Here is a 20,659-nt window from a genome sequence, read left to right as displayed (position 1 = left end):
GCTGCCTGTCACCAGCGCCCGGGTGTGGTTATAATCGGCCACTTTATGAGCAAGAAGCGCGTTATGCAGCTGGTTCGAGGTCTTCACAACCTGCGCCCCGAGCACCGGGGCTGTGTCGCCACCATTGGCAACTTCGACGGGGTCCACCGCGGCCACCAGGCGATCCTCGCGCGCCTGCGCGAACGCGGCCAGGAACTGGGCCTGCCCACCTGCGTGGTGATCTTCGAGCCGCAGCCGCGCGAGTACTTCGCCCCACAGAGCGCCCCGGCGCGCCTGGCCCGCCTGCGTGACAAGGTCGAGCTGCTGGCCGGTGAGGGCATCGACCGGGTGCTGTGCCTGTCGTTCAACCAGCGCCTGAGCCAGCTCAGCGCCGAGCAGTTCGTCAAGGCGGTGCTGGTCGATGGCCTGGGCGTGCGCCACCTCGAAGTGGGCGACGACTTCCGTTTCGGCTGCGACCGCGCCGGCGACTTCGTCTTCCTCTCCGAAGCCGGCAAGCGCCACGGCTTCAGCGTCGAGGCGGCCAACACCGTGGTTCAGGACGGCCTGCGGGTCAGCAGCACCGAAGTGCGCAAGGCCCTGGCCGAAGGCGACTTCGAGCTGGCCGAGCACCTGCTGGGGCGTCCGTACCGTATCACCGGGCGCGTGCTGCATGGCCAAAAGCTGGCCCGCCAGCTCGGCACCCCCACCGCCAACATCCAGCTCAAGCGCCGTCGCGTGCCGCTGTCCGGGGTCTACCTGGCCAGCATCGAGATCGACGGCAAGGCCTGGCCGGGTGTCGGCAATATCGGAGTGCGCCCCACCGTCGCCGGTGACGGGCGTCCTCACCTGGAGATTCATCTCCTGGACTACGCCGGCGACCTGTATGGCCGGCGCCTGACGGTGGAATTCCACCACAAGCTGCGTGAAGAGCAGCGTTTCGCCTCCCTGGAGGCGCTGAAGTCGGCGATCGACGCGGACATCGCCGCCGCACGTGCCCACTGGCACGCTCAACCGCTAACGAAGAGCCTGAAATGACCGACTACAAAGCCACGCTTAACCTTCCGGACACCGCCTTCCCCATGAAGGCCGGCCTGCCTCAGCGCGAACCGCAGATCCTGCAGCGCTGGGACAGTATTGGCCTGTACGGTAAGTTGCGCGAGATTGGCAAGGATCGTCCGAAGTTCGTCCTGCACGACGGCCCGCCCTATGCCAACGGCAAGATCCACATCGGTCATGCGCTGAACAAGATTCTCAAGGACATGATTGTCCGCTCCAAGACCCTGTCCGGCTTCGACGCGCCGTACGTGCCGGGCTGGGACTGCCACGGCCTGCCGATCGAGCACAAGGTCGAGGTCACCCACGGCAAGCACCTGACCGCCGACCGCACCCGCGAGCTGTGCCGCGAGTACGCCGCCGAGCAGATCGAAGGGCAGAAGACCGAGTTCATCCGCCTGGGCGTGCTGGGCGACTGGGACAACCCCTACAAGACCATGAACTTCGCCAACGAGGCCGGTGAAATCCGCGCCCTGGCCGAGATGGTCAAGCAAGGCTTCGTGTTCAAGGGCCTCAAGCCCGTGAACTGGTGCTTCGATTGCGGCTCGGCCCTGGCTGAAGCCGAGGTCGAGTACGCTGACAAGAAATCCCAGACCATTGACGTCGCCTTCCCGGTGGCCGATGCCGACAAGCTGGCCGCCGCCTTCGGCCTGGGCGCGCTGGCCAAGCCCGCCGCCATCGTGATCTGGACCACCACCCCGTGGACCATCCCGGCCAACCAGGCGCTGAACATCCACCCGGACTTCAAGTACGCCCTGGTCGATACCGGCGAGCGCCTGCTGGTGCTGGCCGAAGAGCTGGTCGAGTCGTGCCTCAAGCGCTACAACCTGGAAGGTTCGGTCATCGCCACCGCTCCGGGCTCGGCCCTGGAGCTGATCAACTTCCGCCACCCGTTCTACGACCGTCTGTCGCCGATCTACCTGGCCGACTACGTCGAGCTGGGCGCCGGTACCGGCGTGGTTCACTCCTCGCCGGCCTACGGTGAAGACGACTTCGTCACCTGCAAGCGCTACGGCATGGTCAACGACGACATCCTCACTCCGGTGCAGAGCAACGGCGTGTACGTCGAGTCGCTGCCGTTCTTTGGCGGCCAGTTCATCTGGAAGGCCAACCCGGCCATCGTCGACAAGCTCAGCGAAGTCGGCGCGCTGATGCACACCGAGACCATCAGCCACAGCTACATGCACTGCTGGCGCCACAAGACCCCGCTGATCTACCGCGCCACCGCGCAGTGGTTCGTCGGCATGGACAAGCAGCCGACCACCGGCGAGCCGCTGCGCGAGCGCGCGCTCAAGGCCATCGAAGAGACCAAGTTCGTTCCGGCCTGGGGCCAGGCGCGCCTGCATTCGATGATCGCCAACCGTCCGGACTGGTGCATCTCGCGTCAGCGCAACTGGGGCGTGCCGATCCCGTTCTTCCTCGACAAGCAGACCGGCGAGCTGCACCCGCGCACCGTCGAACTGATGGAAGAAGTTGCCAAGCGCGTCGAGCAGGAAGGCATCGAGGCCTGGTTCAAGCTGGACGCCGCCGAGCTGCTCGGTGACGAAGCCGGCCAGTACGACAAGATCACCGACACCCTCGACGTGTGGTTCGACTCCGGCACCACCCACTGGCACGTGCTGCGCGGCTCCCACGACATCGGCCACGCCACTGGCCCGCGCGCCGACCTGTACCTGGAAGGCTCCGACCAGCACCGTGGCTGGTTCCACTCATCCTTGCTGACCGGTTGCGCCATCGACGGCCACGCGCCGTACCGCGAGCTGCTGACCCACGGCTTCACCGTGGACGAGAACGGCCGCAAGATGTCCAAGTCGCTGGGTAACACCATCGAGCCGCAGAAGGTCAACGACACCCTGGGTGCCGACATCATGCGCCTGTGGGTCTCGGCCACCGACTACTCCGGCGAGATGGCGGTTTCCGATCAGATCCTGCAGCGTAGCGCCGACGCCTACCGCCGCATCCGCAACACCGCGCGCTTCCTGCTCTCCAACCTGTCCGGCTTCGACCCGGCCCGCGACCTGCTGCCGGCCGAAGACATGCTGGCCCTGGACCGCTGGGCGGTCGACCGCACCCTGCTGCTGCAGCGCGAGCTGGAAGAGCACTATGGCGAGTACCGTTTCTGGAACGTCTACTCGAAGATCCACAACTTCTGCGTGCAGGAGCTGGGTGGCTTCTACCTCGACATCATCAAGGACCGCCAGTACACCACTGGCGCCAACAGTGTCGCCCGCCGCTCCTGCCAGACCGCGCTGTTCCACATCTCCGAGGCACTGGTGCGCTGGATCGCGCCGATCCTGGCGTTCACCGCCGACGAGCTGTGGCAATACCTGCCGGGCGAGCGTAACGAGTCGGTGATGCTCAACACCTGGTACGAAGGCCTGAGCGAACTGCCGGAAGGTTTCGAGCTGGGTCGCGAGTACTGGGAACGCATCATGGCCGCCAAGACTGCGGTCAACAAGGAACTGGAGAACCAGCGCGCGGCCAAGGCTATCGGTGGCAACCTGCAGGCCGAAGTCACCCTGTTCGCCGACGACGCCCTGAGCGCCGACTTGAACAAGCTGGGCGACGAGTTGCGCTTCGTGCTGATCACTTCGGCCGCCAGTGTCGTGCCGTTCGTCCAGGCACCCGCCGACGCCGTGACAACCGAAGTTGAAGGCCTCAAGCTGAAAGTCGTCAAGTCCGGTCACGCCAAGTGCGGTCGCTGCTGGCACTTCCGCGCCGACGTCGGCAGCCACCCGGAGCATCCGGAGATCTGCAGCCGTTGCGTCGACAACCTGAGCGGCTCCGGTGAGGTGCGCCACTATGCCTAACGCTTCCGCGGGGCGCTTCGGGCGCCTTGCCTGGCTCTGGCTGAGCCTGGTGGTCCTGGTCCTCGACCAGGCCACCAAGCTGTACTTCGACAGCGCGCTGACCATGTACCAGCAGATCGTGGTCATTCCCGACTACTTCAGCTGGACCCTGGCCTACAACACCGGCGCGGCGTTCAGCTTCCTGGCCGACAGCTCCGGCTGGCAGCGCTGGCTGTTCGCGCTGATCGCCGTGGTGGTCAGCGCCGTGCTGGTGGTCTGGCTCAAGCGCCTGGGGCGCAACGAGACCTGGCTGGCCGTGGCCCTGGCCCTGGTGCTGGGCGGCGCGCTGGGCAACCTGTACGACCGCGTCGTGCTGGGCCATGTGGTCGACTTCATCCTGGTGCACTGGCAGAACCGCTACTACTTCCCGGCCTTCAACCTGGCCGACAGCGCGATCACCGTGGGCGCGGTGATGCTGGCGCTGGACATGTTCAAGAGCAAGAAGTCCGAGGAAGCCGTCCATGACTGAGACCCGCATTGGCCAGAACACCGAAGTCACCCTGCACTTCGCGCTGCACCTGGAAAACGGCGACACCGTCGACAGCACCTTCGACAAGGCCCCGGCCACGTTCAAGGTCGGCGACGGCAACCTGCTGCCGGGCTTCGAGAACGCCCTGTTCGGCTTCAAGGCCGGTGACCAGCGCAAGCTGAGCATCGCCCCGGAGAACGCCTTCGGCCAGCACAACCCGCAGAACGTGCAGGTGATGCCGCGCTCGCAGTTCGAAGGCATGGAGCTGTCCGAAGGGCTGCTGGTGATCTTCAACGACGCCGCCAACACCGAGCTTCCGGGCGTGGTCAAGGCGTTCGACGACAACCAGGTGACCATCGATTTCAACCATCCACTGGCTGGCAAGACCCTGAACTTCGAGGTGCAGATCCTCGACGTGAAGGCCGTGTGAGCCTGGAGCCGAGCATGCAAATCAAACTCGCCAACCCGCGCGGCTTCTGCGCGGGGGTCGACCGGGCGATCGAGATCGTCAACCGCGCCCTGGAAGTCTTCGGCCCGCCGATCTATGTGCGCCACGAAGTGGTGCACAACAAGTTCGTGGTCGAGGACCTTCGCAACCGTGGCGCGGTCTTCGTCGAAGAGCTGGACCAGGTGCCGGACGACGTCATCGTCATCTTCAGCGCCCATGGCGTTTCCCAGGCCGTGCGCCAGGAAGCCGCCGGCCGTGGCCTGAAGGTGTTCGACGCCACCTGCCCGCTGGTGACCAAGGTGCATATCGAGGTTGCCAAGTACAGCCGCGACGGCCGTGAGACCATTCTCATCGGCCATGAGGGGCACCCGGAAGTCGAAGGCACCATGGGTCAGTACGACGCCAGCAACGGCGGTGCCATCTACCTCGTCGAGGACGAGGACGATGTCGCCAGGCTGCAGGTGCGCAACCCTGACCACCTGGCCTTCGTCACCCAGACTACCCTGTCGATGGATGACACCAGCCGGGTGATCGACGCCCTGCGCGCACGCTTCCCGAACATCGGCGGCCCGCGCAAGGACGACATCTGCTACGCCACTCAGAACCGCCAGGACGCCGTCAAGCAACTGGCCGACGAGTGCGATGTGGTATTGGTGGTCGGCAGCCCGAACAGCTCCAACTCCAACCGCCTGCGCGAGCTGGCCGAGCGCATGAGCACCCCGGCCTACCTGATCGACGGCGCCGAGGACCTGCAACGCAGTTGGTTCGACGGGGCCGAGCGCATCGGCATTACCGCCGGGGCCTCGGCGCCCGAGGTGCTGGTGCGTGGCGTGATCGACCAGCTCAAGGCCTGGGGCGCGACTGGCGCCGAAGAGCTCGATGGGCGCGAGGAGAACATCACCTTCTCCATGCCCAAGGAGCTGCGGGTCCGCTCGATCTGAGTCAGTCCGGTGCACAGCGGCGACCCTCGTCGCTGCGCAGGCTGACCCGGCCACTGGGGCTGAGCACCACCTGATGACGGCTGTCGAGGGTGGTGCGCGGGCAGATGTCCAGCGTGGTGCCGACGAAGCCCACCCCCAGCGGCGCCCCCCGGGCGCTGAACCTCACGACCCGGTCCGAGGTCGTAGCAATTCTCAGCGGCCTGCCCAGGCGATGTTCCTGCAACCGTTCGCCATCCTGTTCCAGCACCACCCGCCAGCCCTTGCCCCAATTCTCCTCCAGCGGCCTGACCAGCACGGCCTGGTGCCTTAGCGCCGCCTGATTACGGGCGCCGCGCAGGGCCTGTGCCAGCTCCCTGGCCACGGCACCGAGGTAAAGCTCATCGCTGAACTTGCTGTAGGCCGATATACCCTGGTGTGTCAGAAGGCTCAGCACGCCCAGTGCGAACATCATTTGTATCAGTGTTACGCCTTGTTGCCCCACGCTGCATTCCTCCCTGGAAGTGCTTCTCTGTAGCTTCCAGGACGCCCAACAAAGGCGCCAGTCGGCCGGTTCGGGTTGCGGCCTAGGAAAGATCCCAGGAGGGGGTTATGGGGGCGAGGGAAGGGGGCATGACGCTGCTGGAGGTGCTGCTGGCTGGCACGCTGCTGACGCTGGGGCTGTTCGCATCGGCGGCCTTGCAGCTGCGTGGGCTGCAGGCCGTCGAAGGGGGGCGGCGGGAAGCGCAGGTGTTGCAATTGGCCCAGGGCATGTTGGAGCGGGTCAGGGCTGCCGGGGCGCTCGAGGCGGGCGAGGAAGCAGCCTGGCAGTCGCGCCTGACCCAGGTGCTCGGTAGTGCGGCGCAAGGGCGCATGAACCTGGCCGGGGGCGTGCTGGTGCTGGACGTCGATTGGCCGGGCCTGGGAGGGGGCCGGCAGTCGCTGAGCGTGCAGGGCAGGGTGCTGCCATGAGGCGCCGGCAGGCGGGTTTGGGCCTGGTCGAGGCACTGCTGGCCCTGGTGCTGGGCCTGATGCTGCTGGTGGCCGCCGGCCAGGTATTCGTCTCGGCGTATCAGGCCTTGCAACTGCAAGGTGCGACGGCGCGCCTGCAGGATGACGCTCGCCTGGCCTTGCAGCGAATGGCCGAGGATATTCGCCAGGCGGGGATGTTCGGTTGCTTGCGTCTTGAAGCCGAGGACTTTGCCGATCCTGGCGCGGCCCAGGCTTTCGCCTCGCCCATTGAGATCATGGGCGACAGCCTGACCCTGGTCGGCGCTGAGTTGCCCGGGTTGCTCGGCAGCCCGGACTGGACCGTGCTCAGCGACTGCCGCAGTTGGGCGCGGGTGCAGCCCGGGCAGCACGTCGGGGACGGCGAGTTGCTGGCGCTGCCGGTGCGCCGGGTGACCTATCGGGTGCGCAACGGCAGCCTGATGCTCACCAGCAATGCGCAGCATGCCAGTCTCATCGACCAGGTGCGGGCACTGGAGGTCAGCCGTGTCGAGGCGGGCGCGGGCGAGCGCCTGGATATCCGCCTGACCCTGCATGACCGGCAGCATGGGCTCGAGCAGCAGCATTCGCTGAGCGTGGCCTTGCGCAACCCGGGAGCCGGGTCGTGACGGGGCAGCGTGGCATTGTGCTGTTGCTGGCGCTGGTCCTGAGCCTGCTGTTCGGCCTGCTGGCAACCCTGGCCCTGCGCGAGGCGCTTTTGCAGCAACGCCAAGCAGGCGATCAGCTGGCCGGCGCGCGGGCCTTCGAGCAGGCGGAGGCGGCCTTGATCGAGGGCGCAGAACTGCTTGCAGGCGGCATCCCGGGCCGATGCCAGGCCTGTCCGCCACCCAGTCCACCTGATACCCAGCCTTCTCCACCCTGGCTGGCGACCCAAAGTGGCTTCGTTTACCTGCAAACCCTGGGAGACAGCCTGCGTGTCGCGGGCCAGCCCGTCGGGGACAGGCTGACGCTGGTCCGGGTGACGGCGGTGGGCCTTCAAACCCGCGCGCGGCAACTGCTGGAGGCGGTCTATGCCATCGACGATGACGGCGCGGTGAAGCGGATCAGCTGGCGCCAGCGCCTGGGGGAGGGCTGAGATGCAGCGCGGCCTTGGTCTGATCGAATTATTGATTGTCGTGGCGCTGATCGGCATGCTGGCAGCCATTGCCTACCCCAGCTACAGCGACCAGCTGCGGCGCGCCGCGCGAAGCGAAGCGGTCGGCCTGCTGCAGGACGCGGCATTGCGCCTGGAGCAGCACCGCGCCCGCGTGGGCGGTTATGCCGACAACGAGCAGCTGACCACCGTGTTGCCCGCGGGCACACGCTACTACCGCCTGCAGGCCTGGCGCGACACTGACCGGTTCAGCCTGCGCGCCAGCCGTGTGCCCGAGGCCTTCATGGCGGATGACCGTTGCGGCGACTTCCTGCTCGACCAGGCGGGCGTGCGCGATAACACGGGCGCGGGCGACCAGGCGTGCTGGGGAAGCTGAAGATCATGAGGTGCCCAGGCACCGTGGAATTACTTCAGGTGTTGGATCGAACCATGAGCAAGCAAGTAGTGATTGTCGGCGGCGGTGTCATCGGCCTGCTGACCGCGTTCAACCTGGCGGCGGATGTCGACCGGGTGGTGGTGTGCGACCAGGGCGAGGTGGGTCGGGAGTCGTCCTGGGCCGGTGGCGGGATCGTCTCGCCGCTGTACCCGTGGCGCTACAGCCCGGCGGTGACCGCCCTGGCGCACTGGTCGCAGGATTTTTATCCACAGCTGGGCGAGCGCCTGTTCGCCAGCACCGGGGTCGACCCCGAGGTGCATACCACCGGGCTGTACTGGCTGGATCTGGACGACGAGGCCGAGGCCCTGGCCTGGGCGGCGCATGAGCATCGCCCACTCAGCGCCGTGGATATCTCGGCCGCCTACGACGCGGTACCGGTGCTTGGCCCGGGTTACCGCCATGCCATCTACATGGCGGGCGTGGCCAACGTGCGCAACCCGCGCCTGGTGAAGTCGCTGAAGGCCGCGTTGCAGGCGTTGCCGAACGTGACCCTGCGCGAGCATTGCCAGATCAGCGGGTTCGTCCATGAAGGTGGCCGCGTTACCGGTGTGCAGACCGAGGACGGAGTGATCGCCGCCGACGATGTGGTGCTCAGTGCCGGAGCCTGGAGCGGCGACCTGCTGCAGACCCTCGGGCTGACGCTGCCGGTGGAGCCGGTGAAGGGGCAGATGATCCTGTTCAAGTGCGCCGAGGACTTCTTGCCGAGCATGGTCCTGGCCAAGGGGCGCTATGCGATCCCGCGTCGCGACGGGCATATCCTGGTGGGCAGTACGCTGGAGCATGCCGGCTACGACAAGACCCCGACCGGGGATGCGTTGGAGAGCCTGAAGGCCTCGGCGGTGGAGTTGCTGCCGGCGCTGGCGGATGCCGAGGTGGTCGGGCATTGGGCTGGCCTGCGTCCTGGCTCGCCGGAAGGTATCCCGTATATCGGCGCGGTGCCGGGGCATGAAGGGCTATGGCTGAACTGCGGGCATTACCGCAACGGGCTGGTGCTGGCGCCGGCGTCGTGCCAGCTGTTCGGTGATTTGCTGCTGGGGCGCGAGCCGATCATCGATCCGGCGCCGTATGCGCCTGCGGGGCGTCTGGGCTGAGCGCATAACCCACTGTAGGAGCGGCCTTGTGCCGCGAAAGGGCTGCGTAGCGGCCCCAGGATTTCAGCGTTGACGCAAAGATTGCTGGGGCCGCTTTGCGGCCCTTTCGCGGCACAAGGCCGCTCCTACAGAGAGAGGGCGCGTAGGCTGTCAGCGCTGCTGGCCTGGCCCCTGCTCCAGATGCTGCTGGCTGCAGTACCACTCCTGGCCGCGCTGCAACGCCCGGTCATTGGGCAGGTGCACGCCGCAATGGGCGCAGCGCACCATCTTCAGCGGGTCCTGCAGGCGCGGCTCGGCAGGTGATTGCTGACTGGTCTTGAACTTGCGCCACAGCCAGAACGCGGCGGCGATCAGGGCGATCCAGAAGAGTAGGCGAACCATGGTGTCCAGCTTGTCGAGAAAAGAAGCCGACAGTCTAGGACGCAGGCATGAAAAAAGGGAGGCCTCGGGCCTCCCTTTCTTTGCGTGCGTGGTATCAGTCGAACAGACCGAAGGTCATGTAGCTGAACCACGAGCGGTCCTTCTCGGCTTCCTTCGGACCTTCCGGCAGGATCGGGTCGCCGTTCTCGTCCTTGGGCAGCAGCTCCTGCGGAATCTCGGAGCGGGCATCCTGGAACTGCTTGACCACGTCCTGGTTGGCGCGGGTCTCGCCCGGTGGCAGCGGCGCCTGGGTGTCGATCAGGCCCAGGGTGGCCTTGGACAGCCACGAGCGGTTGCCGTTTTCATCCACTTTGGCGACGAACTGGCCATCGACCAGGCTCGGGTGGTTCGGGTAGTTGAGCTTGAGGGTCTCGAGGCTGGTGGCCGCCAGTTCGTCCAGGTGCATGCGCTGGTACGACTCGACCATCACCGCCAGGCCATCACCCACCGACGGGGTTTCCTGGAAGTTCTCGACCACGTAGCGGCCACGGTTGGCGGCGGCCACATAGGCCTCGCGGCTCAGGTAGTAGTTGGCCACGTGGATCTCGTAGGAGGCCAGCAGGTTGCGCAGGTAGATCATGCGCTGCTTGGCGTCCGGGGCGTAGCGGCTGTTGGGGAAGCGGCTGGTCAGCTGGGCGAACTCGTTGTACGAGTCGCGGGCGGCGCCCGGGTCACGCTTGGTCATGTCCAGCGGCAGGAAGCGCGCCAGCAGGCCACGGTCCTGGTCGAACGAGGTCAGGCCCTTGAGGTAGTAGGCGTAGTCGACGTTCGGGTGCTGCGGGTGCAGGCGGATGAAGCGCTCGGCGGCGGACTTGGCGGCCTCGGGCTCGGAGTTTTTATAGTTGGCGTAGATCAGCTCGAGCTGGGCCTGGTCGGCGTAGCGGCCGAACGGGTAGCGCGATTCCAGGGCCTTGAGCTTGTTCACGGCGCTGGTGTAGCTGGAGTTGTCCAGGTCGGCCTGCGCCTGCTGGTACAGCTCGGCCTCGCTGAGGTTCTCGTCAATGACTTCCTTGTTCGAGGAACAGGCAGCGGTGAGCCCGAGGATGGCGATCAGCAGCAGGTGTTTCACTTGCATGGCGGCTTGCGTCCCTTTGACGGCCGCTGTCTTGGGCGGTGCCGTCCTGTTATGATGAGCGCCCCCGGCCAAACCCCGGGGCAAAAGAAGCCGTATTTAACCACAAGCGCGCAGCCGAAACCAAAGGCTGAACGCCCGTCGATTCGAGCATGTCCGAGATCATTCAACTTAGCGCAGAGGTCCCGTCCGAACTGGGCGGCCAACGCCTCGACCAGGTCGCCGCCCAATTGTTCGGCGAGTACTCGCGTTCGCGCCTGTCCTCGTGGATCAAAGATGGCCGCCTGACCGTCGATGGCGCGGTGCTGCGACCGCGCGACACCGTCCACACCGGCTCCATCCTGGCCCTCGAAGCCGAGCAGGAGGCCCAGGGCGAATGGGTGGCTCAGGACATCGAGCTGGACATCGTCTACGAGGACGACCAGATCCTGGTGATCAACAAGCCCGCCGGGCTGGTGGTCCACCCGGCGGCCGGTCATCCCGATGGCACCTTGCTCAACGCCCTGCTGCACCATGTGCCGGACATCGTCAACGTGCCGCGCGCCGGCATTGTGCACCGCCTGGACAAGGACACCACCGGTCTGATGGTGGTGGCCAAGACCCTGCAGGCGCAGACCAACCTGGTCGACCAGCTGCAAAAACGTTCGGTCAGCCGCATCTACGAGTGCATCGTGGTCGGCGTGGTGATCGCCGGCGGCAAGATCGACGCGCCGATCGGCCGTCACGGCGGCGAGCGCCAGCGCATGGCGGTGACCGAGGGCGGCAAGCCGGCCGTCAGCCACTACCGCGTGCTCAAGCGCTTCCGTTCGCACACCCATGTGCGGGTCAAGCTGGAAACCGGGCGCACCCACCAGATCCGTGTGCACATGGCGCATGTCGGCTATCCGCTGGTCGGCGACCAGACCTACGGTGCACGCTTCCGCATCCCGCCGGCCGCCAGCGTGGCCATGGTCGAGGCGGTCAAGCACTTCCCGCGTCAGGCCCTGCACGCGCGTTTCCTGGCGCTGGACCACCCGACCACGGGTGAGCGCATGGAATGGAAGTCGGAGTTGCCAGATGACTTCCAGTGGTTGCTGTCGCTGCTCGACCAGGACCGCGAGAGCTTCATCGGATGAGTGGCCTGGCGCAGTCGCTGATCCTCCCCGACTGGCCGGCCCCGGCCTCGGTTCGCGCCTGTGTCACCACCCGCGAGGGCGGCGTCAGCCTGCCGCCCTATGAATCCTTCAATCTTGGCGACCATGTGGGCGATGACCCGCAGGCGGTCGCCGAGAACCGTCGTCGCCTGAGCGAAGAATTCGCCATCCAGCCCGCCTGGCTCAAGCAGGTGCACGGGCTGGTGGTGGCGGATGCCGATCCCGCCGTGGTTGCCGAAGCCGATGCCAGCTGGACAGACCAGCCGGGCATTGCCTGCACCGTGATGACCGCTGATTGTCTGCCCGCGTTGTTCTGCGACCGTGCCGGTACCCGTGTGGCAGCTGCCCATGCCGGCTGGCGCGGGCTGGCCGGTGGCGTGCTGGAGGCCACCCTCGACCGCCTGGCGCTGGCGCCTGAAGAGGTCATGGTGTGGCTGGGCCCGGCCATCAGGCCGCAGGCGTTCGAGGTGGGTATGGAAGTGCGCGATGCCTTTACCGCCGTGCATCCCGAGGCCGCCGCAGCCTTTGTTGACGGCGAGCGTCCTGGCAAGCTGATGGCCGATATCTACCAGCTGGCGCGGATCCGCCTGGCGGCGTGTGGCGTTACCGCCGTTTATGGTGGCGGGTTCTGCACGGTCAGCGATCCACGCTTCTTCTCTTATCGCCGCACCCCGCAGGGTGGGCGTTTTGCTTCGTTGGTCTGGTTGCAGCCTTAAGAACGCCGGGGCTGCTTTGCAGCCCTTTCGCGGCACAAGGCCGCTCCTACAGGGGGAGTGGAGTCCTCTGTAGGAGCGGCCTTGTGCCGCGAAAGGGGCGCAAAGCGCCCCCGGCCATCTCCCCGGCAGCTGACCTCTGTCAACCCCGCTACGCTTGAATCTTCCAGAATCACCCTTATCTATTGGTCATCTCAGGCAGGTTCTTCATTACAGGTGCTGTCCATCGCTCCGCCTGCCCTTTAAAGGAAGGTATCCCCCATGCGAATAGACCGACTGACCAGCAAGCTGCAACTCGCGTTATCCGACTCCCAATCCCTGGCCGTGGGTATGGACCACCCGGCCATCGAGCCCCTGCACCTGCTGCAGGCGCTGATCGACCAGCAGGGCGGCTCGATCAAGCCGCTGCTGATGCAGGTCGGCTTCGACATCAACAGCCTGCGCAAGGCGTTGACCAAGGAGCTCGACCAGCTGCCGAAAATCCAGAACCCCACGGGCGATGTGAACATGTCCCAGGACCTGGCGCGCCTGCTCAACCAGGCCGACCGCCTGGCCCAGCAGAAGGGCGACCAGTTCATCTCCAGCGAACTGGTGCTGCTCGCCGCCATGGACGAGAACAGCAAGGTCGGCAAGCTGCTGCTCGGCCAGGGCGTGAGCAAGAAGGCCCTGGAGAACGCCATCAACAACCTGCGCGGCGGCGCGGCGGTGAACGACGCCAACGCCGAGGAATCGCGCCAGGCCCTGGACAAGTACACAGTCGACCTGACCAAGCGCGCCGAAGAAGGCAAGCTGGACCCGGTGATCGGCCGTGACGACGAGATCCGCCGCACCATCCAGGTGCTGCAACGCCGCACCAAGAACAACCCGGTGCTGATCGGCGAGCCCGGCGTGGGCAAGACCGCCATCGCCGAGGGCCTGGCCCAGCGCATCATCAACGGCGAAGTACCCGATGGCCTGAAAGGCAAGCGCCTGCTGGCCCTGGACATGGGCGCACTGATTGCTGGCGCCAAGTACCGCGGCGAGTTCGAAGAGCGCCTCAAAGGCCTGCTCAACGAACTGAGCAAGCAGGAAGGCCAGATCATCCTGTTCATCGACGAACTGCACACCATGGTCGGCGCCGGCAAGGGCGAGGGCGCCATGGACGCCGGCAACATGCTCAAGCCGGCCCTGGCCCGTGGCGAGCTGCATTGCGTCGGTGCCACCACGCTCAACGAATACCGCCAGTTCATCGAGAAGGATGCCGCCCTCGAGCGCCGCTTCCAGAAAGTGCTGGTGGAAGAGCCGAGCGAGGAAGACACCATCGCCATCCTGCGCGGCCTGAAAGAACGCTATGAAGTGCACCACAAGGTGGCCATTACCGATGGCGCGATCATCGCCGCGGCCAAGCTCAGCCACCGCTACATCACCGACCGCCAGTTGCCGGACAAGGCCATCGACCTGATCGACGAAGCGGCCAGCCGCATCCGCATGGAGATCGACTCCAAGCCGGAAGTGCTCGACCGCCTCGACCGTCGCCTGATCCAGCTGAAGGTGGAATCCCAGGCGCTGAAGAAAGAAGAAGACGAAGCCGCGAAGAAGCGCCTGGAGAAACTGACCGAGGAAATCGACCGCCTGGAGCGCGAGTACGCCGACCTCGAAGAGATCTGGGCCTCGGAAAAAGCCGAGGTGCAGGGCTCGGCGCAGATCCAGCAGAAGATCGAGCAGGCCCGCCAGGAGCTGGAAGCCGCCCGCCGCAAGGGCGATCTCAGCCGCATGGCCGAGTTGCAGTATGGGGTAATCCCGGACCTGGAGCGCAGCCTGCAGATGGTCGACCAGCACGGCAAGACCGACAACCAGCTGCTGCGCAACAAGGTGACCGAGGAAGAAATCGCCGAAGTGGTCTCTAAGTGGACCGGCATTCCCGTGGCCAAGATGCTCGAAGGCGAGCGCGAGAAGCTGCTGAAGATGGAAAGCCTGCTGCATGAACGGGTGATTGGCCAGGACGAGGCGGTGACCGCCGTGGCCAACGCTGTGCGCCGTTCCCGCGCCGGGCTGTCCGATCCGAACCGCCCCAGCGGCTCGTTCCTGTTCCTCGGGCCTACCGGGGTGGGCAAGACCGAACTGTGCAAGGCACTGGCCGAGTTCCTGTTCGACACCGAAGAGGCCATGGTGCGCATCGACATGTCCGAGTTCATGGAGAAACACTCCGTGGCTCGCCTGATCGGCGCTCCACCAGGCTACGTGGGCTATGAAGAGGGCGGCTACCTGACCGAGGCCGTGCGTCGCAAACCTTACTCGGTGGTACTGCTTGATGAGGTCGAGAAGGCCCACCCGGATGTGTTCAACGTGCTGCTGCAGGTGCTGGAAGACGGCCGCCTGACCGACAGCCATGGCCGTACCGTGGACTTCCGCAATACGGTGATCGTGATGACCTCCAACCTGGGCTCGGCGCAGATCCAGGAACTGGCCGGTGACCGCGAGGCGCAGCGTGCGGCGGTGATGGACGCGGTGGGTTCGCACTTCCGTCCGGAGTTCATCAACCGTATCGACGAAGTGGTGGTGTTCGAGCCACTGGGCCGCGAGCAGATCGCCGGTATCACCGAGATCCAGCTTGGCCGCCTGCGTGGCCGCCTGGCCGAGCGCGAGTTGAGCCTGAGCCTGAGCCCGGACGCGTTGGACAAGCTGATCGCCGTCGGTTACGACCCGGTGTATGGCGCACGGCCGCTCAAGCGTGCGATCCAGCGCTGGATCGAGAACCCGCTGGCGCAGCTGATCCTGTCTGGCGAGTTCCTGCCGGGTGCGGCGATCACCGCGAAGGTGCAGGGCGAGGAAATCGTCTTCGCCTGATCATTAGCAGCCATGGACGAGCCCCGCACATGCGGGGCTCTTTTTTATGTGTTTGCCTGTGCTGGCCTCTTCGCGGGCAAGCCCGCTCCCACAGGGATCTCACAAGCTTTGATCGTGGTGCGGTACCTGTGGGAGCGGGTTTACCCGCGAAGAGGCCGGTACAGGCCCAGAAAAACCGGGCCTTTTCGGGCTTTCCAGATAACTTGCTGAAATTTTTGAAAAAAATGCTTGCACAAAATCCAGAGTGCCCCTAATATTCGCCCCGCTGTCAGGCACTGAGCGAATCACCAGCAACATCGGGGATCGCAAAACAACTTACAAATCAGTAAGTTGAACGAAAAAAAGTGGTTGACAAGCAAAACGAAGAATGTAGAATAGCCGGCCTCAGCAGCGACAACGCGAAAGCGAAGCAGCTAAAGAGTTCGAAGCTAACACAGGCTTCGAAGCAGTAAAGATGTACCGAAGTTCAGTTCCGCGATAGCTCAGTCGGTAGAGCAAATGACTGTTAATCATTGGGTCCCTGGTTCGAGTCCAGGTCGCGGAGCCAATCTCGGGGTGTAGCGCAGTCCGGTAGCGCGCCTGCTTTGGGAGCAGGATGTCAGGAGTTCGAATCCCCTCACCCCGACCATTTTCCGGGTCGTTAGCTCAGTTGGTAGAGCAGTTGGCTTTTAACCAATTGGTCGTAGGTTCGAATCCTACACGACCCACCATGTAAAAAGGGCATCTCGAATGAGATGCCCTTTTTCTTTTGTCCGCGATTTATATTCCCACCCTTGCTACCCTGTGGCCTTTGCCCGCAGGAGCGCCACGCATGTCCCTCAAAGCCCGTGTTTTCATCGCCACCAGCCTGGATGGCTACATCGCCCGTGAAGACGGCGGCCTCGATTGGCTGATGGGCGCCACCCAATCCACCGACGACCATGGCTACGCCGGGTTCATGGCGGGCGTCGACACGCTGGTGATGGGGCGCGGGACCTTCGACAAGGTCATGACCTTTGGCGAGTGGCCGTATCCGGATACGCGTGTTGTGGTGGTCAGCAGCACCCTCGAGGCCTTGCCCAAGGGCGTATCGGGGCAGGTCGAGCTGCACCCCGGGCCGATTCCGGCATTGCTTGAGCACCTGCAGGCCACGGGCGCGAAAAGCCTGTACCTGGATGGCGGCAAGCTGATTCAGGGGTTCCTGCGCGAGGGGCTGGTGGACGAGATGACCATCACCCGTATTCCCGTGCTGCTGGGGCAGGGGATTCCGTTGTTTGGCGGGTTGGCGAAGGATGTGCTGTTGCAGCACATGAGGACGACCAGTTACGAGAGTGGGTTTGTGCAGAGCACGTATCGCGTGGTCAGGTGAATCGCTGGGGCCGCTTTGCGGCCCATTCGCGGCACAAGGCCGCTCCTACAGGGGGACGCGATCGTCTGTAGGAGCGGCCTTGCGCCGCGAAAGGGCTGCGCAGCAGCCCCAAAATCTCAAAGCCTCAGTGCAGTTTGAGCCGCGGCTCAGTCCCGCGCCCAATCTTGCTACCCAGCATCATCATCGCCGTGCGGAAGAACCCATACAACGCCATCTGGTGCATCCGGTACAGCGACACATAGAACATCCGCGCCAGCCAGCCCTCCAGCTTCACGCTGCCCATCAGGTTACCCATCAGGTTGCCCACCGCCGAGAAGCGCGACAGCGACACCAGCGAGCCATAGTCCTTGTACTCATAGGTCGGCAGCGCCTTGTTCTCCAGGCGCGCCTTCAGGCTCTTGGCCAGCAGCGAAGCCTGCTGGTGCGCGGCCTGGGCCCGTGGCGGCACGTTGCGGTCGCTGCCCGGCTGCGGGCAGGCGGCGCAGTCGCCGAAAGCGAAGATATTGTCGTCGCGGGTGGTCTGCAGGGTCGGGCGCACCACCAGCTGGTTGATGCGGTTGGTTTCCAGGCCGTCGATGTCCTTGAGGAAGCCCGGCGCGCGAATGCCCGCCGCCCACACCTTCAGGCTGGCCTGGATCACTTCGCCGGCCGCCGTCTTCAGGCCATCCTCGGTCACTTCGCTGACCGCGGCGTTGGTCATCACCGTCACGCCGAGTTTTTCCAGGGTCTTGTGCACCGGCACGCTGATGCGCTCCGGCAGGGCTGGCAGTACCCGTGGGCCGGCTTCAATGAGGGTGATGTGCATGTCCTTCGGCTGGATCTTGTCCAGGCCGTAGGCCGCCAGTTCGTGGGCGGCGTTGTGCAGCTCGGCCGCCAGCTCCACGCCGGTGGCGCCGGCACCGACGATGGCCACGCTGATCTTCTCGCTGGCCACATCGCCCGCGTGGGCACGCAGGTAATGGTTGAGCAGCTGCTGGTGGAAGCGCTCGGCCTGCTTGCGGCTGTCGAGGAACAGGCAGTGCTGCGCCGCGCCCAGGGTGCCGAAGTCGTTGGTGTTGCTGCCCACGGCGATCACCAGGCTGTCGTAGCCGATGGTGCGCGCAGGCAACAGCTCACGGCCCTCGTCGTCGAGGGTCGCGGCCAGCTGGATCAGTTTGCTTTCACGGTCCAGGCCGCTCATGCGGCCCATCTGGAAGTTGAAGTGGTTCCACTTGGCCTGGGCCACGTAGTTCAGTTCGTCTTCCGAGGAGTTCAGCGAACCGGCCGCCACTTCGTGCAGCAGGGGCTTCCAGATGTGCGTCAGGTTGGCATCAACCAGGGTGATCTCGGCCTGTTTGCGCTTGCCCAGGCTTTTACCCAGGCGGGTCGCCAGTTCCAGGCCGCCGGCGCCGCCGCCGACAATCACGATGCGATGAGTCATGGGGATATCTCACAAGTTTTACGGAATTCGTGGACACAAGGTCCGGCCGCGTCCGGCATGAGGGGCGGGCGAGCGCAAGGCAGCTCATAGCACCAGTCTACTCAGCAGGCGGCTCAACAGGCCCAGACCGATGGTCACGGCCACCACCAACAACAGGAGCAGCAACGGCCGGAAGGGCCTGCGCTCGACTTGATGCTGGGGCGCGCTCAGATACTCATCGACGCGACGCTGATCTTCGGGATTCAGGCGGCTGGTCATGGTGGGCCTCGTCAGATAGACGTTTGTGACTGCGTGTACGCCACAGCGTTCACGCAAACGCATAGGTCGAATGATAATGCTTTCTATCCCTGGCGCCGAGTGTACGTGATCGCAAAGACACCCGGCACTGGATCAAAGACTGATACCTACGTCGAACACGATGCTGCGCCCCAGGTTGCCGCGCAGGAAATCCGGCGCGTCCGGGTGGGCGAACAACACCCTTGCGAAGGTCGGCCCCACCAGCGACAGCGAGCGCCAGCCCTGGCGCAGGTATTCGGTGGGCGGCGGGAAATGGCTGTTGAGGTCGAGCACTTCGCGCTTGAGGCTGGAGAAGGCGATGATGTCCAGCTCGCCCAGGTCCAGCCCGCGTTCGCGGTAGTTGTGCGATTTCTTGCGCAAGGTGGGCGCCAGGCGCGCCAGCAGTTCCTGGGCGCTGATCCGCCGGGGCCGCTGCTCGCGGCGCACCAGCTGGGCCAGGGAAAACGCGCTGCGCCGCCGTTGCAGCTCCTCGCGCCATTCATCGTTGAGCCGCCGGCCCTCGTCGAGCACGAAGAACACCTCGAACGCCGCGTCGCGGAACAGCACGTCTGGTGGCTCCTGCCCGGCCGGGGTGAAGTCCTCGCTGCGGTAGGGAATGTTCAGCCCTTGCAGCAGGCGCTGGCAGACCCAACGCTCGCGTTCCCATTTGCGGGCATTGGACAGGAACGCATTGGCTTGTTCGGCCTGGATGGTAAGCAGGCGCAGATAGTCTGAGTCATCCATGGGGACAAGCTTAGTCGCTAATTGATGACGGTAAGATGCTGTTTGTGCGTGGGAATCAGCCCAGTACCAGCCATTGCTGGACAACCCCGAACAAGTGCAGCAGCCCACCGCCCACGCAGATCGCCGAACTGACCGCGATGAAGCGCCGGCTGCGCCCGGTGCCGGCCAGCAACAGCGGCCCCAGCAGGCCACGGGCCAGGTACACCAGGGTGATCAGGCAGATGATCGGCATCAGCAACGGCAAGGGCGCGATCACACCGGCTGCCGACAGCGCGTAGGCGGCCCAGACCAGCAGTACCGATGCGATAAGCAGGGTGACCAGGGCAGGGTAGGCACGCCCTTGTTCGGCGGCCCGGGCCATGCGCTCGCCTGCGCCGAACAGACGGTACCAGCGCGGGCCCACGGCGATGACCATCAGGTGCAGTACCCCCGCGATGGCGCTGAACAGCGCGCCCAGCAGCAAGGGTAGGTTGATGCCTTCGGTCATCGGGGATGCGTCCTGCAGCGAAAGGAGGTGTCAGCCTATAGCAACCGGACGAAAGGGAGAATGGGTGTAGACTCAGGCTTGTCCACATGGCTGAAAGGGATATTGTTCAGGTGATCAGCGCACAGGTCTTGTCCAGCACCAGCCTCACCCTTGGCTGGCTCGGTTACGTGCCCCTGCTGGTCTGGGCCGCCAGCCGCACGCGCTGGGTGGAGCTGTTTACCGATACCCGCCGCCAGCACCTTTTGTTCGGCACGGTGTGCTGCCTGTTCGTGCTGTGGCTGGTGCGGCGCGACTTCGACACCGGCGTGTCGTATCACTTTATCGGCATGACTGCCGTCACCCTGCTGCTGGATTGGCCGCTGGCGGTGCTCGGCGGCTTCCTCGCCCAGCTCGGCCTGTTACTGCTCGGCCGCCAGGACCTCGCCGCCATCGGCGTCAACGGCCTGCTGATCGTCGGCTTGCCGGTGCTGGTCACCGAGGTGTGCGCGATCCTGGTCGAGCGCGCCCAGCCGCGTAACCTGTTCGTGTATATCTTCTGTTGCGGGTTCTTCCCCGCCGCGCTGACCGTACTGGTGTGCCTGGCGGCTGGGCTGGGGATATTGTGGATGGACGAGCGTTTCGCCATGCCGGAGTGGCTCAGCGACTTCGTTGGCTATCTATGGCTGATGATGTTCCCCGAGGCGTTTATCAATGGCGCCGTGATCAGTGCCCTGGTGGTGTTCTGCCCCGAGTGGCTGGAGACGTTCAACCGCACTCGTTATTTGCAGGCGCCGTGGAAGGATGAAGAACGGTGATGCTTTCTGGGGCTGCTGTGCAGCCCTTTCGCGGCACAAGGCCGCTCCTACAGGCGGTCGCATTCCCCTGTAGGAGCGGCCTT

Annotated in this window: 22 protein-coding genes and 3 tRNA genes; 18 read left to right on the top strand and 7 right to left on the bottom strand. The window is 65.1% G+C overall.

Going from position 1 to position 20,659, the window contains the following annotated elements:
* Window positions 1–63: 63 nt before the first annotated feature.
* Genes ribF through ispH form a run of 5 tightly spaced genes read left to right on the top strand, consistent with a single transcriptional unit; the run spans window position 64 to window position 5,739 of the window.
* Complete coding sequence (ribF, locus tag LU671_RS26085) at window positions 64–1,014, top strand: bifunctional riboflavin kinase/FAD synthetase (protein ID WP_232857370.1); 951 nt, start codon at window positions 64–66, stop codon at window positions 1,012–1,014.
* Window positions 1,011–3,842, top strand: a complete 2,832-nt coding sequence (ileS, locus tag LU671_RS26080) for an isoleucine--tRNA ligase (RefSeq protein ID WP_232857369.1) — start codon at window positions 1,011–1,013, stop codon at window positions 3,840–3,842. Before ribF ends, ileS begins: the two co-directional genes overlap by 4 nt.
* The gene (gene lspA / locus LU671_RS26075; RefSeq protein ID WP_203648045.1) at window positions 3,835–4,350 is read left to right on the top strand and encodes a signal peptidase II; all 516 of its coding nucleotides are present in this window, start codon (window positions 3,835–3,837) and stop codon (window positions 4,348–4,350) included. Before ileS ends, lspA begins: the two co-directional genes overlap by 8 nt.
* The gene (locus tag LU671_RS26070) at window positions 4,343–4,780 is read left to right on the top strand and encodes an FKBP-type peptidyl-prolyl cis-trans isomerase (protein WP_023629753.1); all 438 of its coding nucleotides are present in this window, start codon (window positions 4,343–4,345) and stop codon (window positions 4,778–4,780) included. Before lspA ends, LU671_RS26070 begins: the two co-directional genes overlap by 8 nt.
* A 14-nt stretch (window positions 4,781–4,794) precedes the next feature.
* Window positions 4,795–5,739: a 4-hydroxy-3-methylbut-2-enyl diphosphate reductase gene (gene ispH, locus LU671_RS26065; protein WP_232857368.1), complete on the top strand. Its 945-nt coding sequence runs from the start codon at window positions 4,795–4,797 to the stop codon at window positions 5,737–5,739.
* Window position 5,740: 1 nt separating this feature from the next.
* Here ispH and LU671_RS26060 read toward each other — a convergent pair whose 3' ends face one another.
* Complete coding sequence (locus tag LU671_RS26060; RefSeq protein WP_269806832.1) at window positions 5,741–6,190, bottom strand: GspH/FimT family protein; 450 nt, start codon at window positions 6,188–6,190, stop codon at window positions 5,741–5,743.
* 158 nt (window positions 6,191–6,348) lie between these two features.
* Here LU671_RS26060 and LU671_RS29555 point away from each other — a divergent pair, with 158 nt between their 5' ends.
* Genes LU671_RS29555 through thiO form a run of 5 tightly spaced genes read left to right on the top strand, consistent with a single transcriptional unit; the run spans window position 6,349 to window position 9,343 of the window.
* Window positions 6,349–6,687 carry a hypothetical protein gene (locus LU671_RS29555; protein ID WP_332880097.1) on the top strand — a complete coding sequence of 113 codons (339 nt, stop codon included), beginning with the start codon at window positions 6,349–6,351 and terminating at the stop codon, window positions 6,685–6,687.
* Window positions 6,684–7,331, top strand: a complete 648-nt coding sequence (locus LU671_RS26050) for a PilW family protein (protein WP_232857366.1) — start codon at window positions 6,684–6,686, stop codon at window positions 7,329–7,331. The genes LU671_RS29555 and LU671_RS26050 overlap by 4 nt, the downstream gene beginning before the upstream one ends.
* Entirely contained in the window at window positions 7,328–7,798 is a 471-nt protein-coding gene (locus LU671_RS26045) for a hypothetical protein (protein WP_232857365.1), read from the top strand. Before LU671_RS26050 ends, LU671_RS26045 begins: the two co-directional genes overlap by 4 nt.
* A gap of 1 nt (window position 7,799) precedes the next feature.
* On the top strand, window positions 7,800–8,192 hold the full coding sequence (locus tag LU671_RS26040; RefSeq protein ID WP_232857364.1) for a type IV pilin protein: 393 nt from the start codon (window positions 7,800–7,802) through the stop codon (window positions 8,190–8,192).
* A 53-nt stretch (window positions 8,193–8,245) separates the two neighbouring features.
* Complete coding sequence (gene thiO, locus LU671_RS26035; RefSeq protein WP_232857363.1) at window positions 8,246–9,343, top strand: glycine oxidase ThiO; 1,098 nt, start codon at window positions 8,246–8,248, stop codon at window positions 9,341–9,343.
* Window positions 9,344–9,493: 150 nt separating this feature from the next.
* Here thiO and LU671_RS26030 read toward each other — a convergent pair whose 3' ends face one another.
* Together LU671_RS26030 and LU671_RS26025 are read right to left on the bottom strand one after the other, a co-directional pair.
* Window positions 9,494–9,724 (bottom strand): PP0621 family protein, encoded by a 231-nt coding sequence (locus LU671_RS26030; protein ID WP_050703666.1) that lies wholly within the window; start codon window positions 9,722–9,724, stop codon window positions 9,494–9,496.
* Between the two features lie 94 nt (window positions 9,725–9,818).
* Window positions 9,819–10,838, bottom strand: a complete 1,020-nt coding sequence (locus LU671_RS26025; protein WP_050703667.1) for an outer membrane protein assembly factor BamD — start codon at window positions 10,836–10,838, stop codon at window positions 9,819–9,821.
* A gap of 149 nt (window positions 10,839–10,987) precedes the next feature.
* Here LU671_RS26025 and rluD point away from each other — a divergent pair, with 149 nt between their 5' ends.
* The 7 genes from rluD (at window position 10,988) to LU671_RS25990 (ending at window position 16,855) form a co-directional block, all read left to right on the top strand.
* Window positions 10,988–11,950 (top strand): 23S rRNA pseudouridine(1911/1915/1917) synthase RluD, encoded by a 963-nt coding sequence (rluD, locus tag LU671_RS26020; RefSeq protein WP_203648040.1) that lies wholly within the window; start codon window positions 10,988–10,990, stop codon window positions 11,948–11,950.
* The gene (gene pgeF, locus LU671_RS26015; protein WP_232857362.1) at window positions 11,947–12,684 is read left to right on the top strand and encodes a peptidoglycan editing factor PgeF; all 738 of its coding nucleotides are present in this window, start codon (window positions 11,947–11,949) and stop codon (window positions 12,682–12,684) included. Before rluD ends, pgeF begins: the two co-directional genes overlap by 4 nt.
* Window positions 12,685–12,942: 258 nt before the next feature.
* Entirely contained in the window at window positions 12,943–15,507 is a 2,565-nt protein-coding gene (gene clpB, locus LU671_RS26010) for an ATP-dependent chaperone ClpB (protein WP_232857361.1), read from the top strand.
* Window positions 15,508–15,978: 471 nt separating this feature from the next.
* Window positions 15,979–16,054: transfer RNA gene (locus LU671_RS26005), tRNA-Asn, on the top strand.
* 4 nt (window positions 16,055–16,058) lie between these two features.
* Window positions 16,059–16,135 (top strand) — tRNA-Pro (locus LU671_RS26000).
* A gap of 6 nt (window positions 16,136–16,141) precedes the next feature.
* Window positions 16,142–16,217, top strand: a tRNA-Lys gene (locus tag LU671_RS25995).
* Window positions 16,218–16,318: 101 nt separating this feature from the next.
* Window positions 16,319–16,855, top strand: coding sequence for a dihydrofolate reductase family protein (locus LU671_RS25990; protein WP_232857359.1), 537 nt, complete (start codon window positions 16,319–16,321; stop codon window positions 16,853–16,855).
* Between the two features lie 124 nt (window positions 16,856–16,979).
* Here the strand turns inward: LU671_RS25990 and LU671_RS25985 are convergent, their stop codons facing one another.
* The 4 genes from LU671_RS25985 to LU671_RS25970 all read right to left on the bottom strand — a co-directional run bounded on the left by LU671_RS25985 (window position 16,980) and on the right by LU671_RS25970 (window position 19,782).
* Complete coding sequence (locus LU671_RS25985) at window positions 16,980–18,275, bottom strand: NAD(P)/FAD-dependent oxidoreductase (protein WP_110739752.1); 1,296 nt, start codon at window positions 18,273–18,275, stop codon at window positions 16,980–16,982.
* A gap of 84 nt (window positions 18,276–18,359) precedes the next feature.
* Window positions 18,360–18,533: a DUF3094 family protein gene (locus LU671_RS25980; RefSeq protein WP_232857358.1), complete on the bottom strand. Its 174-nt coding sequence runs from the start codon at window positions 18,531–18,533 to the stop codon at window positions 18,360–18,362.
* A 132-nt stretch (window positions 18,534–18,665) separates the two neighbouring features.
* A complete protein-coding gene (locus LU671_RS25975; protein WP_110739751.1) occupies window positions 18,666–19,295 on the bottom strand; it encodes a DUF1780 domain-containing protein in 630 nt (209 codons plus the stop codon).
* A gap of 55 nt (window positions 19,296–19,350) precedes the next feature.
* Window positions 19,351–19,782 carry a hypothetical protein gene (locus tag LU671_RS25970; protein ID WP_232857357.1) on the bottom strand — a complete coding sequence of 144 codons (432 nt, stop codon included), beginning with the start codon at window positions 19,780–19,782 and terminating at the stop codon, window positions 19,351–19,353.
* Window positions 19,783–19,868: 86 nt separating this feature from the next.
* Here LU671_RS25970 and LU671_RS25965 point away from each other — a divergent pair, with 86 nt between their 5' ends.
* Window positions 19,869–20,576, top strand: coding sequence for an energy-coupling factor ABC transporter permease (locus LU671_RS25965; protein ID WP_232857356.1), 708 nt, complete (start codon window positions 19,869–19,871; stop codon window positions 20,574–20,576).
* The last annotated feature ends 83 nt before the right edge of the window (window positions 20,577–20,659 follow it).

This window comes from Pseudomonas sp. NMI760_13 (genome assembly GCF_021283245.1).
Taxonomy (GTDB): Bacteria; Pseudomonadota; Gammaproteobacteria; order Pseudomonadales; family Pseudomonadaceae; genus Aquipseudomonas; species Aquipseudomonas peradeniyensis.
This window is presented reverse-complemented; position numbering and strand designations above follow the sequence as displayed.

What these genes read in the sequence shown, in the direction of transcription:
- LU671_RS29555 (WP_332880097.1), top strand. Translation starts at nt 6,349, where the DNA reads ATGACGCTGCTGGAGGTGCTGCTGGCTGGCACGCTGCTGACGCTGGGG.
- ileS (WP_232857369.1), top strand. Translation starts at nt 1,011, where the DNA reads ATGACCGACTACAAAGCCACGCTTAACCTTCCGGACACCGCCTTCCCC.
- LU671_RS25985 (WP_110739752.1), bottom strand. Translation starts at nt 18,275, where the DNA reads ATGACTCATCGCATCGTGATTGTCGGCGGCGGCGCCGGCGGCCTGGAA.
- LU671_RS25965 (WP_232857356.1), top strand. Translation starts at nt 19,869, where the DNA reads ATGGCTGAAAGGGATATTGTTCAGGTGATCAGCGCACAGGTCTTGTCC.
- rluD (WP_203648040.1), top strand. Translation starts at nt 10,988, where the DNA reads ATGTCCGAGATCATTCAACTTAGCGCAGAGGTCCCGTCCGAACTGGGC.
- ispH (WP_232857368.1), top strand. Translation starts at nt 4,795, where the DNA reads ATGCAAATCAAACTCGCCAACCCGCGCGGCTTCTGCGCGGGGGTCGAC.
- LU671_RS25980 (WP_232857358.1), bottom strand. Translation starts at nt 18,533, where the DNA reads ATGACCAGCCGCCTGAATCCCGAAGATCAGCGTCGCGTCGATGAGTAT.
- LU671_RS26050 (WP_232857366.1), top strand. Translation starts at nt 6,684, where the DNA reads ATGAGGCGCCGGCAGGCGGGTTTGGGCCTGGTCGAGGCACTGCTGGCC.
- pgeF (WP_232857362.1), top strand. Translation starts at nt 11,947, where the DNA reads ATGAGTGGCCTGGCGCAGTCGCTGATCCTCCCCGACTGGCCGGCCCCG.
- LU671_RS25990 (WP_232857359.1), top strand. Translation starts at nt 16,319, where the DNA reads ATGTCCCTCAAAGCCCGTGTTTTCATCGCCACCAGCCTGGATGGCTAC.
- LU671_RS26070 (WP_023629753.1), top strand. Translation starts at nt 4,343, where the DNA reads ATGACTGAGACCCGCATTGGCCAGAACACCGAAGTCACCCTGCACTTC.
- ribF (WP_232857370.1), top strand. Translation starts at nt 64, where the DNA reads ATGCAGCTGGTTCGAGGTCTTCACAACCTGCGCCCCGAGCACCGGGGC.
- LU671_RS26040 (WP_232857364.1), top strand. Translation starts at nt 7,800, where the DNA reads ATGCAGCGCGGCCTTGGTCTGATCGAATTATTGATTGTCGTGGCGCTG.
- LU671_RS26030 (WP_050703666.1), bottom strand. Translation starts at nt 9,724, where the DNA reads ATGGTTCGCCTACTCTTCTGGATCGCCCTGATCGCCGCCGCGTTCTGG.
- LU671_RS25970 (WP_232857357.1), bottom strand. Translation starts at nt 19,782, where the DNA reads ATGACCGAAGGCATCAACCTACCCTTGCTGCTGGGCGCGCTGTTCAGC.
- LU671_RS26060 (WP_269806832.1), bottom strand. Translation starts at nt 6,190, where the DNA reads ATGATGTTCGCACTGGGCGTGCTGAGCCTTCTGACACACCAGGGTATA.
- lspA (WP_203648045.1), top strand. Translation starts at nt 3,835, where the DNA reads ATGCCTAACGCTTCCGCGGGGCGCTTCGGGCGCCTTGCCTGGCTCTGG.
- clpB (WP_232857361.1), top strand. Translation starts at nt 12,943, where the DNA reads ATGCGAATAGACCGACTGACCAGCAAGCTGCAACTCGCGTTATCCGAC.
- LU671_RS25975 (WP_110739751.1), bottom strand. Translation starts at nt 19,295, where the DNA reads ATGGATGACTCAGACTATCTGCGCCTGCTTACCATCCAGGCCGAACAA.
- LU671_RS26025 (WP_050703667.1), bottom strand. Translation starts at nt 10,838, where the DNA reads ATGCAAGTGAAACACCTGCTGCTGATCGCCATCCTCGGGCTCACCGCT.
- thiO (WP_232857363.1), top strand. Translation starts at nt 8,246, where the DNA reads ATGAGCAAGCAAGTAGTGATTGTCGGCGGCGGTGTCATCGGCCTGCTG.